The organism is Bradyrhizobium sp. IC4059 (assembly GCF_020193615.1).
GTDB lineage: Bacteria > Pseudomonadota > Alphaproteobacteria > Rhizobiales > Xanthobacteraceae > Bradyrhizobium > Bradyrhizobium yuanmingense.
Map to the genome: position 1 here is coordinate 499,738 of NZ_JADYVH010000006.1, position 13,028 is coordinate 512,765.

At 56.8% G+C, this 13,028-nt stretch carries 11 protein-coding genes; all 11 read left to right on the forward strand.

From position 1 onward, the window contains the following. Nucleotides 1-616 precede the first annotated feature (616 nt). The 11 genes from I6F12_RS21765 (at nt 617) to I6F12_RS21815 (ending at nt 12,917) form a co-directional block, all read left to right on the forward strand. Nucleotides 617-1,129, forward strand: coding sequence for a glycosyltransferase (locus tag I6F12_RS21765; RefSeq protein WP_225157183.1), 513 nt, complete (start codon nt 617-619; stop codon nt 1,127-1,129). A 282-nt stretch (nt 1,130-1,411) separates the two neighbouring features. Then, nucleotides 1,412-2,476: a Gfo/Idh/MocA family oxidoreductase gene (locus I6F12_RS21770; protein WP_225132530.1), complete on the forward strand. Its 1,065-nt coding sequence runs from the start codon at nt 1,412-1,414 to the stop codon at nt 2,474-2,476. A 48-nt stretch (nt 2,477-2,524) separates the two neighbouring features. Beyond that, nucleotides 2,525-3,997 (forward strand): oligosaccharide flippase family protein, encoded by a 1,473-nt coding sequence (locus tag I6F12_RS21775; RefSeq protein WP_225157184.1) that lies wholly within the window; start codon nt 2,525-2,527, stop codon nt 3,995-3,997. A 14-nt stretch (nt 3,998-4,011) separates the two neighbouring features. Continuing rightward, nucleotides 4,012-4,539 (forward strand): acyltransferase, encoded by a 528-nt coding sequence (locus tag I6F12_RS21780; RefSeq protein ID WP_225144585.1) that lies wholly within the window; start codon nt 4,012-4,014, stop codon nt 4,537-4,539. Nucleotides 4,540-4,630: 91 nt separating this feature from the next. Then, entirely contained in the window at nt 4,631-5,806 is a 1,176-nt protein-coding gene (locus I6F12_RS21785) for a DegT/DnrJ/EryC1/StrS family aminotransferase (protein ID WP_225132527.1), read from the forward strand. A 5-nt stretch (nt 5,807-5,811) separates the two neighbouring features. Further along, the gene (locus I6F12_RS21790; RefSeq protein WP_225132786.1) at nt 5,812-6,804 is read left to right on the forward strand and encodes an NAD-dependent epimerase/dehydratase family protein; all 993 of its coding nucleotides are present in this window, start codon (nt 5,812-5,814) and stop codon (nt 6,802-6,804) included. Nucleotides 6,805-7,105: 301 nt separating this feature from the next. Then, nucleotides 7,106-7,963, forward strand: coding sequence for a glycosyltransferase (locus tag I6F12_RS21795; RefSeq protein WP_225132526.1), 858 nt, complete (start codon nt 7,106-7,108; stop codon nt 7,961-7,963). 168 nt (nt 7,964-8,131) lie between these two features. Next, nucleotides 8,132-8,647, forward strand: coding sequence for a UDP-N-acetylglucosamine--LPS N-acetylglucosamine transferase (locus tag I6F12_RS21800; RefSeq protein ID WP_225132525.1), 516 nt, complete (start codon nt 8,132-8,134; stop codon nt 8,645-8,647). Between the two features lie 509 nt (nt 8,648-9,156). Then, entirely contained in the window at nt 9,157-10,305 is a 1,149-nt protein-coding gene (locus I6F12_RS21805) for a DegT/DnrJ/EryC1/StrS family aminotransferase (protein WP_225157185.1), read from the forward strand. Between the two features lie 115 nt (nt 10,306-10,420). After that, entirely contained in the window at nt 10,421-11,578 is a 1,158-nt protein-coding gene (locus I6F12_RS21810) for a glycosyltransferase family A protein (RefSeq protein ID WP_225157186.1), read from the forward strand. Nucleotides 11,579-11,621: 43 nt separating this feature from the next. Continuing rightward, on the forward strand, nt 11,622-12,917 hold the full coding sequence (locus I6F12_RS21815) for a glycosyltransferase (protein ID WP_225157187.1): 1,296 nt from the start codon (nt 11,622-11,624) through the stop codon (nt 12,915-12,917). Nucleotides 12,918-13,028: the final 111 nt, after the last annotated feature.

Genomic DNA, 13,028 nt, shown 5'->3' on the forward strand with positions numbered 1-13,028 from the left:
GCACTAGGCCTTAGCAGATACTTCGTCCAACATCCCTCAGCTGACTGCACTTCAGGGCCGAAGTATGCCTTCGGGGTGGTATTACAGGCGATTGTCGAAGAGTGCTGCGCGCGCTGTCGGGTGCGCGTGTCGGAACTTGCATCGAACTGACGGGGCGCGTCGCGGTGGTTGAGGGCAAGCGCCGCACGCTGTTTCATTCCATATCGTCAACCGCGGGGCCGAAAGCTTCAAAGTCGCGAACAAAAATCGCGAGAAAACAGGGATGGATCTAAAAGTTTAATTTAATTATCTCCTTGAAAATAACCGCTCGGGCGGTATTATAGAATAATAATTAAACGCCGTTTAATTGAATAATACATTTCTCTCCAAGGGGCTGCGGTGCGTGCGTGGATGTTGCGATGGTCCTTCGATACTCAAGGTATGGCCGACACGGTCGATCTCGCGAGCGCGGTTGTGGGCTGGCCGGCGTTCGACATCTTCGCATGCGCAGTGAACGTCGCCTCGTATGTAGTTCCACCACGAATGGCCGGACCGCATTTGTCAGGAGCCAAGTCGCGTGTGGTGGCGGTGCGTCACCTTGTTCGCATGTCAAACGTATCTATGAAGGACTCGCGTTATGATTTTCGTAACAGTCGGAACGCAAGTGCAATTCGACCGTCTGATCCGAACGGTCGACGAATGGGCCGGTGCACGCGCAAGGAGCGATGTTTTCGCTCAGATCGGGCCATCAAACTGTCCATTCAAGCACATCCGTACCGAGCGATTCATTGACCCAAGTCGATTCAAAAGTTGCGTCGAGGCGGCAAGCGTGGTGATCGCTCATGCAGGCATGGGCTCCATTATCACCGCCCTTGAGCTCGGAAAACGAATTATTGTCATGCCACGTCGTGCGAGCCTGGGTGAACACCGAAACGATCATCAGATAGCAACGGCAAAACAGTTCGCGGCGCAAGGCCGTATTGAGGTCGCTTTCGACGAACGGGAATTAACGGACAAATTGGATCAGTTGGACATCGTCAATCGATGCGAACGCCTCGGTGGTGAAGCATCGCCGCAGCTGATCATGGCAATTCGGAGTTTCATCGAAACGGGACATGTTCGTTCCGGACCTAACAGCGCTTCAGCTTAGGCGGTGGATATGAAAATGCGATACGGCCGAGCCTTTTCTCCTGTCCAGTCGTGCCGTAACGATGACGGAGACCTCCGCCTAAGCCAGCGACGAAGATTGCCAAAAGCGCACAGCCCTGCTCGACGTCGCCATGGCAACCGTGAGCTGGAATGTCGTAGACACACTGCGCGTGTGTCCGTGTTCATTTGGCCGCGAGGTCAGCGGTGTGGCCATCGCCAGGGCTGCCGAACTAACCTAGCAAGTTGAAAAAACCTCACGCGAGTTTTTGATCACGGTGCAGTTATGTCGAACGATACAGTTGGCATTGGGGTTGTCGGATACGGCTATTGGGGACCGAACCTGGTCCGCAATTTCGCTGCTCATCCTTCGGTACGTCTAGTTGGTATAAGCGACCTTGATCCGGAGAAGCTCGCGACCAGCAAGCGTCTATATCCGGGAGCGATAACGACGTCCTGTTACGATGAACTGTTCAAGAACCCGGCCATCGATGCCGTGGCCATCGCTACGCCGGTTCATACACATTATGAATTGGCGCTATCCGCGCTCAAGGCGGGAAAGCACGTTCTGGTTGAAAAGCCGCTGGCACAAAGTTCAGATCTGGCCCGACGCCTGATCGATGAGGCAGCTCGGCGCGGTCTGATACTGAGCGTGGATCATACTTTCGTCTATACGCCGGCCGTACGGAAAATCCGCGAGCTCTTGCTTAAGAAGGAGCTCGGTGAAGTCTATTACTACGACAGCACGCGGGCCAGCCTTGGCCTGTTCCAGAGCGACGTCAACGTGATCTGGGACTTAGCGGTGCACGACATTTCGATTATCCACCATATCTTGGATGAGAGGCCTGTTGCAGTTTCGGCGACGGGATCGTGCCATGTGGCCGGCTCGCCGGAAAGCATGGCCCATATCACATTGTTCTTCGATAGCGCATGCGTTGCCCATATCAGCGTCAACTGGCTCTCGCCAATCAAGGTCCGCCAGACGTTCATTGGAGGCAGCAAGAAGATGATCGTCTATGACGATCTTGAACCGACGGAAAAGATCAAGGTGTATGACAAGGGTATCACCGTGGACGGCCCCTCCGATCACGCCCATCATTTCCGGATCGGCTATCGGGCTGGAGATATGTGGGCGCCCCACGTCGCCCCTAAGGAAGCGCTGCAGGTCGAGGTCGAGCATTTCATCGCTTGTGTGCGCAATGGGACGCCACCGATCTCGAGTGGCATGTCCGGACTGCGGGTGATCGAGGTCCTGGAGGCTGCATCTCGGTCGATCGCCGAACACGGCAAGCCGGTCCTACTGAAACGGCAGGAGTACAGGAGTCCGGAACGTGCGACGGCGACGGTTTGAAGCATTGGCGGGCGACACGCTGTCCGCGAACAGCGCGACGGTCTCGCGATGAATTCGGTAGAACGTTCCATCCTGTTTTCAGCGGCCGACCGCTATGGCAGCCTTATCCTGGTCTTCGTTGCCACCGCTATCCTCGCTCGTCTGCTTTCGCCGGCAGAATTCGGGGTCTATGCAGTCGTCACTGCCATCACGACGGTGATTGGCGCATCCTTTCTTGAGTTCGGGGGCGGAAACTATCTGATTCAGAAGCGTGAATTATCCACGGCGGACGTTCGCTCCGCGTTCACCATCACGCTCGGAATATCGGTATCAATTGCGCTTCTGCTGTTCGTGCTTGCGGGCCCGCTCTCGGAGCTCTTTGCCCAGGACAGTCTCAGAAAGGGCATCCAGGTGTCGGCGCTGAATTTTGTTCTAGTCCCGTTTCACGGGACAACATCCGCTCTGCTCCGCCGCGACATGAAATTCGGCACGCTGGCCGTGTGCAACCTGGCAACCGGAGCGGCGACGGCCCTCGCATCGATCGTGCTTGCGATGGCGGGATTCAGCTACATGGCGCCAATCTGGGGCGGATTGGCGGGGAGCATTGTATTCACCGTGATGCTGCTTGCCAATCATCGGGACTGGGGCGCCTTGCGTCCATCGCTGCTTGGGCATCGCGAGGTAGTCAACTTCGGTCTTTACTCCAGCGCGGTCAGCGTCATCAATCTCGTCTACAATCTGGCGCCGCAGCTGCTGCTCGCCAAGATCCTGGATTTTGGATCTGTCGGTCTGTACACCCGGGCCACCAATCTGACACAAATGTTCGACCGGCTCGTCGCGCAGGCTCTAAATCCTGTCATTATGCCGGCGATTGTCGCACAACGCAGGGCAGGGGCGGATCTGAAGGCCGTCTATCTCGAGGCCGTTGAACTACTTTCGGCTGTGCAGTGGCCGTTCTTGATTTTTGTCGCGCTCATGGCTCAGCCGATCGTTCTGATTTGGCTCGGGCAGACGTGGCTGGAGATAGTTCCCTTGGTCCGCATTCTCTGCATTGCAAATCTTGCGCTATTCGCCGCTTGCCTTACCTATCCCGTGTTCCTCGCGGTTGGAAGCGTGCGCGACGCCTTGGTGTCTTCGCTCATCTCGCTACCACCTTCGCTTCTGGTCGTTCTGTGCGCATCCTTTTTCGGCGTAGAGGCTGTCGCAAGCGCGGCCCTCGCAACACTGCCGTTCCAGACAGCCGTGGTGATATATTTCCTCAAACGTCATCTGGCCTTCAGTTCAGGGGAGTTTTTCCGCGCCTCTCTGAAGAGCGGCCTGGTGACGTTCGCTATGGCCCCCGGTGTACTGGCTTGCGCCGCATTGATCGAAGCGGGCATGCTTACTTCCCTGACCGGCCTGATACTGTCGTTCCCCATTGCCGGCCTCGGCTGGTGGTGCGGATTGATAATGACCGGCCATCCGCTGCTGCATCAGCTTCGCCACGTTGTAGACGGGCTCTTCCGGAGTGCGCCGAGGCTGCGTCGATCACGTCCGGCATAATCTGGAGGACAACCGTGCCTATAACGAAGGATGTGAAGCTAGGCCGCGACGTCAGGATATTTCATCCCGAGCTGGTCAACCTGTATGGTTGCGCCGTTGGCGATGAGAGCAAGATTGGAGCCTTCGTCGAGATTCAGACGGGGGCAAAGATAGGTGCGCGTTGTAAGATTTCGTCGCATACCTTCGTCTGCGAGGGCGTCACGATCGAAGACGAAGTTTTCATCGGCCACGGTGTGATGTTCACGAACGACAAATATCCGAAGGCGACAACCGCAGATGGTCGTCCTCAGCTGGCTTCGGACTGGACACTTCAGCGCACTCACGTTGGTAGGAGAGCTTCCATCGGCTCGAATGCGACCATTCTATGCGGCGTGACGATCGGAGAGGGGGCCTCCGTAGGTGCGGGAGCAGTGGTGACAAAGGACATTCCCCCCGGCGCCGTCGTGGCCGGCGTGCCTGCTCGGATTCTGTCCGCCGCTGACGACGGGGTGCCAAGCGGTCGTAGCTCAGCAGAGCCGCTTCAGAAAGACTACCACCGGTAATATATATTCTGCTTGAATTTAACGCTTGATTAAATTTAATAGTCGGATTTAAATAGCCGATATAATGTCGATCAAATCAAGGCTTTGAATCTTGATACCCTTCCTGGACCTGAAAGCGCAATACAGCCAGATCAAGCCGGAAATCGACGCCGCGGTGGCGAGGGTCGTCAGTAGCGGGCACTTTGTGCTCGGACCCGAGGTCACAGCCTTCGAGGAACGCTTTGCAAACTATTGCAGGACCACCGCTTGTCGCGCGGTGAACAGTGGCACCTCGGCGCTTCACCTTGCCTTGCTGGCGGCCGGCGTCGGATCCGGTGACGAAGTCATCACGGTTTCCATGACGTTCGTCGCAACAACCGCAGCTATTCTCTACAGCGGCGCCAGGCCGGTATTTGTCGACGTTGACCCGGTAACATGGACGATGGATCCCAGCTTGATCGAAGCTGCGATCACACCGCGAACCAAGGCGATTCTGCCAGTTCACCTCCACGGGCTGATGGCCGACATGGATCCGATAATGGCCATAGCGCGTCGTCACGGGCTGGTCGTCATTGAGGACGCCGCGCAGGCGCACGGCGCGGAATATCGCGGACGTCGCGCAGGCTCGATCGGCGATCTGGGATGTTTCAGCTTTTACCCGGGCAAGAACCTCGGGGCGTTTGGCGAGGGTGGGGCGGTCGTCACCGACCGGCCTGAATTCGCACGCCGTGTGTCCCTGTTGCGGGATTGGGGGCAGGAGGCGAAGTACGACCACGTCATTGCCGGATACAACTATCGCATGGACGAAATCCAGAGCGCGGTACTGAATGTCAAGCTGGACTTTATTGAGCATTGGACGGATGCACGTCGGTCGCTGGCTGAGCGATACAATGCGCTGCTTTCTGGTCTTCCATTCGCGCGTCCCCAGCCGCCCCAGTACGCCCGCCACGTGTATCACGTCTATGCGGTCAGATCGGAGCGCCGCGACGACGCGCTGAACCGATTGCGTGATGCCGGGATTGGCGCCGGAATTCACTATCCCGTCCCAGTGCATCTGCAGAGGGCATATGCAGAACTCGGCTATCGGGTCGGTGATTTCCCCGTCACTGAGATGCTCGCGAACGACTTCCTCTCTCTTCCCATCTATCCCGAGTTGCCGCCGGAACGGACGGCCGAGGTTGTCGGAATATTGAGGAGTGCGGCGCTGCAGCCTAGCGCAGACATCAGCACCCGGTCGGAGCATCCACAAAGCTTCATGACATGGTCCCACAACAGGAGAGCGTCTTGATCGATATCAAGGGTAAACGCGTTCTGGTCACCGGCGGGGCGGGATTTATCGGCTCCCACATCGTTGATCTGCTCTGCAACGAGGGCTGCATCGAGATTGTTGCCCTCGACAACATGATCAGAGGCCGGCCGGAAAATCTCCGGCGGGCGCTCGGGCGTGGACCCGTAAGGCTGGTTCACGGCGACATTCGCGATCGCAAGCTGATGGAAGCGTTGGTCAAGGCTGCCGACATCGTCTTTCACCAGGCCGCGCTCCGCATTACTCATTGTGCGGCCGAACCGCGCCTGGCCAAGGAGGTCATGGTGGATGCCACCTACGACCTGCTGGAGCTGTGCATCAAGCACGATATTGAGAAGGTCATCGCGGCCTCTTCGGCATCGGTATATGGCATGGCTGAGGAGTTTCCGACGACAGAGCGGCAGAATGCCTACAATAACCGAACCCTCTATGGGGCCGCCAAGGCGTTTAACGAAGGGCTACTGCGGGCTTTCAACGATGCATGCGGCCTCGACTATGTGGCATTCCGGTATTTCAACGTCTATGGCAGCCGGATGGACATCCACGGACGGTACACCGAGGTCTTGATCCGCTGGATGGAGCGGCTGGAAGCCGGATTGCCTCCCGTTATCTTTGGCGACGGCCGTCAGACCATGGATTTCGTCCACGTCCGCGACGTCGCGCGTGCCAACATCCTTGCCGCCAGGGCAAAGATTACCGATGAGGTCTTTAACGTCGGGAGCGGCACTGAAACAAGCCTGACCGAGCTGGCTACGGTACTTGCGTCGGTGATGGGACACCGCGGCCTCACGCCCGAATTCGCGCCGGAGCGCTCGGTCAACCCAGTACCGCGACGGCTGGCCTCGACGGGTAAGGCAGAGCGTTTGCTGGGCTTCCGCACCACGGTTTCGCTGGAGCAAGGGCTCGCAGATCTCGTGAAATGGTGGCGATCCGAGCGCGAGCTCGCTTCGGAACATCAGCGGCAGGCGGCGGCGTCGTGATTCCGATCGCAATGTCGCTACTTGCAGATCAAGAGACCGAAGCGGCGCGCCCGGCCGCTCTCTCTGCTTGGGCGTCGGAGCGTTCGACGCCGAGGCGGAACGCGCGGCCCTGCCATCCGGCTAGGTTCGGTAGAGTCCGCAGACGGGGGTAAGCACGGGTTCGCCCCTGTAGTCGGCTCGGTCGATGCCTGTGGGCGCCCGCGCAAAGCCATCGCCTGTGAGGCTGAACCACCCCATGAGGCTGATCGAACCTGTGGCAGCCTCAGATACGCAAATTTGATCGATCTCGACCGGACCATTCATGATTTCGATCGTCGTCCCAGCCCACAATGAGAGTTCTGTGATCGCACGGACGTTGAGGCAATGGGTTGGCAACTCAGCTTCGGACCAGATCCGTGTGATCGTCGTCTGCAACGGGTGCTCAGACGACACTGCGAACGTCGCCCGGCGTTTCGGCCCAGCCGTCAATGTTTTGGAATCGAACATCGCAAGGAAAACCCACGCTCTGAACCTTGGCGATCAAATCGCGGACGTTTTTCCGCGGATTTATGTTGATGCCGATATTCTGATTACCGTTGATGCCATTCTGGCTTTGGCAAGACGCCTCGATGAAGGTGGCGTTTTGGCGGTCGCGCCTACAGCCGACATCAATCTGGCAGGCTGTTCCTGGCTCGTCCGTAAATACTTCGGAATCCGGTCACGGCTGCCATCTTCGCGGGAGGGTATCGGCGGTTCTGGCGTCTATGCCTTATCTGAGGCGGGACGCAAGCGGTTCGGCCAATTTCCAGACATCACCGCTGATGACACCTTTGTTCGACTTCAGTTCAGACCAGAAGAGCGGGAGACACTGCCCCGCGTTAGGTCCACGGTATTCGCCCCACGCACTCTGCTGCAGCTTCTCGCCGTCAGAACTCGTGCCTACAGGGGAACATTCGAGCTCGCCCGGCGCTTTCCTGAACTGCGCGTCAACAAAGGACCGGCGAATGGCCGGGCGCTCATTGCGCTGTTCAAGGAACCTCGCTTATGGGCCGGACTATTGATTTATTGTGGGGTCAACATTGCCGCTCGCTGTAAGGCTACCCTGGGTTCCCGACTTGGAGCTCATCGTTGGCAACGCGACGACACTTCCCGTGCGGTACTATCAGATTCAATCAAGTAAGATTCCAATGCGGCTGGCATGACAGGAAATCGGACGTGCTCCGCATATAAATCGCTTGATTTTAAATGGCGGCCTGTTAATTTAAATTAAAACATTAAATGCAGGCACCGAGGACCCGATCCGTTGATGGGAGCTTGCGAGCTTGCAGCGTTCTAGGGAGGCCAGCCCATGCTTCTCAGCCCGGTTTTTCACCGCAAGACGTTGCTCAAGAATAACACGCCGCGGTCACCCGGCACTCGGCCGAAACTGCTGGCGGTCTCTTCGGGTGGGGGCCATTGGGTGCAGCTGTTGCGGATCAAACCCGCCTTCGAGCATTGCGAAGTCACGTTCGTCACCGTCCACGACTCCTATCAAGCGCAGGTGCCCGACCACAAATTCTACCTTGTCAATGATGCTAACCGGTTGACCAAACTCGCGCTGTTGAAGGCGGCGCGCAGAATGGCCTGGATCGTTTGGAATGAAAGGCCGGACATCGTCGTTTCGACGGGTGCCGCTCCGGGATATTTGGCATTACGGTTTGGACAAATGATGGGTGCGCGCACTATCTGGCTCGACAGCATCGCCAACATCGAGCAGCTTTCGATGTCGGGCGACCGGATTGGTCATTGCGCCGACCTCTGGCTGACGCAGTGGCCCCATCTGGCGCGACCTGAGGGACCTCATTACACAGGCGCGGTGCTATGAGTATCCTGGCGGTCGGAATGCCGTCACAGCTGGACCAGCAGCTCCATGTCTTCGCGCATCGTGATTTCTCGTGACGGCCTTGCTTGCAAGATTACCTCGAGCTTGAAAGTGGATGATAGTCATGCCTCCTCGAGGGGGACTCGATCGCGGTTTCCCCCGGGCGACCATCTGCGCTGACGCGGTTGTGTCGCGTGAGGTTCGGCTACGCGACCGTAGTGTCGTGCGCATCGGCTGCAAGGAAGCCAGGTTGGCGCCTGAAGCTGTCCCCGACAGTGTCGGAGATCCACATTAGATTTAATTATTATCGTTTGGTTAATTGACTTAATTATAATAATCTATGACAAATAAATCGCCACACCGCATCGCGCTCCAGGATAGGAATAGTCCTTGATGCCCTTGTCAGGTTTGAAAGCTCAAGATCATCGGGCCAGTTCTGAGATCGATGTAGCGCCAGGTCCGGGGGCGGGGGGTTGGTGTGGGCGGCTCGCCAGCAGGAGGGCGATAATCCCGTGATTCCGATCGCATTACCGTTGCTTGCTGAGGAGGAGGCCGACGCAGCTCGCGCAGCTGTACTCTCCGGCTGGGTCTCGCAGGGCCCACAGGTGGCAGCCTTCGAGCGCGATTTTGCGGCCCTGGTCGGTGCGCCTTATGCCTGCGCCGTTTCCAACTGCACAACCGCCCTGCATTTGGCGCTCGTCGCCCTGGAGATTGGGCCTGGCGACGAGGTCATCACGGCCAGCCACTCGTTTATCGCCACGGCCAATTGCATCCGGTATTGCGGCGCGACTCCGGTCTTTGTCGACATCGATCCCGGTACATACAATATCGACCCTAACCGGGTTGCCGAAGCGATCACTCGGCGCACACGCGCGGTGATCGCCGTCCACCAGATGGGTATGCCCTGTGATCTGACAGCCCTCGCCACGCTGGCCGATCGCCAGGGCATCATCTTGATCGAGGATGCGGCCTGCGCAGCCGGCAGCCAGATCCGAGTGGATGGCAGCTGGGAGCGCGTCGGCAAGCCGCATGGGCGGATCGCCTGCTTCTCCTTTCACCCCCGCAAGGTCATCACGACCGGCGAGGGTGGGATGCTCACCACCTCCGATGCGAAGCTCGACCATAAGTTCAGGCTGTTGCGCCAGCATGGCATGAGCGTTCCGGACATCGTGCGGCACGGCTCACAGCAGGTGATCTTCGAGGACTATCTGGTAGTCGGCTACAACTACCGCATGACCGATATACAGGCCGCGGTCGGACGCGAGCAGCTCGAGCGGCTGCCTGCACTGGTGTCTCGACGCCGCGCGATCGCGGCCCGCTATCGAGAAATGCTCGGCAATTTCGCAGGCCTGAGACTGCCGATCGAGCCCGATTGGGCGCGGTCCAATTGGCAGAGCTATTGCGTTGGGCTGCCGGACCGCGTCGACCAGCTCAAGATCATGCAAAGCCTGCTCGATCAGGGCATCGCGACTCGACGCGGCATTATGTGCTCGCACCGGGAAGCGCCCTACGCCAAGGACAAGCACCGCCACGATCTGCGGCACTCCGAGTTCGCGCAGGACAATTCGATTTTGTTGCCAATTTACGCGCAGATGAGCGAGGAAGATCAGGAGCGGGTCGCCTGCGCGTTGCGAAGGGAGCTCCAAGCCTCTGCATTGTAATAGGCCGCGTTCCTCAAGGCCCAAGACGCCCTGTGCGCTCTTCATGGCGCGTCATCGGGCGAGTTACGGCTTAGGCTCTTCAAAGTGCGGATCCACAATAGGCGAGTTATTCCAAATGCAAAAGCCGCTTGTTAGCTTTGTCGTCCCTTGCTACCGACTGGCTGCTTTCTTGCCAGAATGTGTCGACAGCATCCTCTCGCAGACCTTTGAGGATTTCGAAATCCTCATCATGGATGATTGCTCTCCGGACAAAACGGAAGAAGTTGCCAGAACATTCACAGATAGCCGAGTTACCTATGTCAGGAACGAGCAGAATCTGGGAGCGCTCCGGAATTACAACAAGGGAATACTTTTAAGTCGAGGGAAGTACGTTTGGCTTATATCGGCCGATGATCGCTTGCGCCGACCGTACATACTGCAAAGATACGTCGAAACCCTGGAAAATCATCCGGAGGTCGGTCTTGCCTTCTGCCCCGGGGTTAGCCTGAGACGTGGAAAAGAAGGTGCAGTGATAGATTACTCGACCTATGGAGACGTCGATACGATCGTCAGGGGAGAGGAGATCATCAAGCACTCATTGAAAGTAAAAGGAAATGCGATTCTGGCTGCGTCGGTGCTTGTTCGACGTGACTGTTACGAGAAACTGAGCCTCTATCCGGTCGACGTGGTATGGGCCGGAATTCCGGTCGATTTCATTTGGGGCGGCGATTGGTACATGTGGTTATTGTTCTCCTTGAACTATCACGTCGCATACTTTGCAGAGCCGATGGTGTGTTACCGTGAACATGAACTCAGTATGACAAACGCCATCACTCAAGAGAAGATCGATATCTGCTGGCACTCCGAGTTGGCCGTCATCACGATGATATCGCAGGCTGCCAAGGAGAAAGGCGCCCTGACAGTATACAAGGCTTGCTTGGGTGCGCTCGCCAACTTCTATGCCAAACATTGTGCCTCAAAACCCTATTCGTGGATGGGGCAGACATCCTGGTCCACTATAGATCTTCAGCAGGTGGAAGCGACACTCGATCGCAGCCCTTATACTGAGCAGGAGAAGACGTGGATCCGTTCACGCATCATGGTGGCGCTGGCTGAGATCTATTATTCAGAGGGCGATTCTATATCAGCGAGATCATATTATTTGAAGGGATTGAAGCTGAAGCCTTTCATGCTGCCGGTGTTCTTGAAATTGATTGTTCTTTCATTCGGCGGTCCAGGCCGGCAGGTTCGCGAGTTGCTGCGAACCGCTCGAGAGCATTTGGTGCGAGGCTAAGGATCAGATTCCGAGTTTAACCGACTCTTTTGCTGTAAGTTCGATGAAGAAGACCCTAGTGATCAGCGACAGGTATCCTCTGCCTGAGAAGTTTGGCGCTGACATCAGAACCATGAATCTCGCACGGTACTTTGCCGGCCTTGGGCCCGTCGATATTGCGTATCTCTCGGATTTGCCCTCCGGTCTGCGACAGATGGCAGGAGCGGGGGGGCATCTCGAAAAGGATGACGTATTCTCTGGGAAATATTGTTTACAGAAGCTGGAGTACCCTAGAACCTTGCGGGGACGGTTCGGAATGTCGGTTCGTGGCTTTCCGTATCCCGTTAGAGAGTATAGCAAAGCCTCGATGGAGAAGTTGGTCGCGCTAATAGAGTTTGGCGGCTACGATTTTGTGCTGGTGCGATACCTCAGGAATACCGCCGGGTTTTTTGGATTGTCACAGACGGCGAAAATGAAGGTCATCGTTGATATTGATGACGTCCTGACTCTTTCGCTCTATGATACGCTGTTTACCCCGACGAATAATGCCTTGAGGAAACTGTTCCGTGCCATCAACAAGGTGCTCCTGACTTACTATCAAACTCGTTGTGTGACCGCCTTTGGCGCCTGCTTGGTATGTTCCGAGAAGGATAAATTGGATCTGTGGGGTGAAATGGCCTCTGAAAGTATCTTCGTTGTGCCAAACACGTTGGGGATGAGAGGTCCAGGAGAACTCCCCATGGGGAGCGGGTTCGCCGGCCGACACATTTTGCTGTTTATTGGTGCGCTTCACTATCAGCCTAATGTCAGCGGCTTGCTCTGGTTTTTGGAAAACGTGTATCCGCTCTACAGGAATGTGTACCCCGATGCCGTTCTTTTGGTTGTTGGACGTGACCCATTGCCAGAGGTGATCGAAGCTTGCGCTCGCTCAAAGGGAGTCGAGTTGCATCCCGATGTCCCTGATGTCGTCGAGTACTACAAGGACTGTAGAGCGGTTGTTGTGCCATTGCTCGAGGGTAGCGGGACGCGGTTAAAGGTTTTGGAGGCGGCACTCTTGGAGAGGCCCATTATCTCTACAAGGAAAGGTGTAGAAGGGCTGGATGTCGTCTCTGGCGTTCATTTTTTGGAGTTCGATGATGATCGTAGCTTTTGCGAGGCGTATAGGGCCTTAAGCAACGAAACGGTCTATGACGCGCTTGTGGCAAGCGCTGAAAGCATGGTTCTAGAAAGATATTCAAACAGCGCTCTTTCTGCTTCAATGAGCAAGGTGGTTGCACATATCGATTCAAGGAAGGCAAAAATGTCCTCGCCGAGGTCTCACACCCCCGCAGGGCAACCTTCCGGTGAAGCTTTCAATTAGCTACGAATTCTCATCCGTCCAGAGCGGGGCCGGGAGGACCCTGCAGTCCGCGCCGCATGTCGCAGGCTTGGCCGATCTCTTAGTCAATCGCTCTCATGCCCTTGCACTTCA

Excerpts from the sequence above, each read along its gene's own strand:
- I6F12_RS21795 (WP_225132526.1), top strand. The coding sequence starts at position 7,106 with ATGATTTCGATCGTCGTCCCAGCCCACAATGAGAGTTCTGTGATCGCA.
- I6F12_RS21800 (WP_225132525.1), top strand. The coding sequence starts at position 8,132 with ATGCTTCTCAGCCCGGTTTTTCACCGCAAGACGTTGCTCAAGAATAAC.
- I6F12_RS21775 (WP_225157184.1), top strand. The coding sequence starts at position 2,525 with ATGAATTCGGTAGAACGTTCCATCCTGTTTTCAGCGGCCGACCGCTAT.
- I6F12_RS21810 (WP_225157186.1), top strand. The coding sequence starts at position 10,421 with ATGCAAAAGCCGCTTGTTAGCTTTGTCGTCCCTTGCTACCGACTGGCT.
- I6F12_RS21770 (WP_225132530.1), top strand. The coding sequence starts at position 1,412 with ATGTCGAACGATACAGTTGGCATTGGGGTTGTCGGATACGGCTATTGG.
- I6F12_RS21765 (WP_225157183.1), top strand. The coding sequence starts at position 617 with ATGATTTTCGTAACAGTCGGAACGCAAGTGCAATTCGACCGTCTGATC.
- I6F12_RS21815 (WP_225157187.1), top strand. The coding sequence starts at position 11,622 with ATGAAGAAGACCCTAGTGATCAGCGACAGGTATCCTCTGCCTGAGAAG.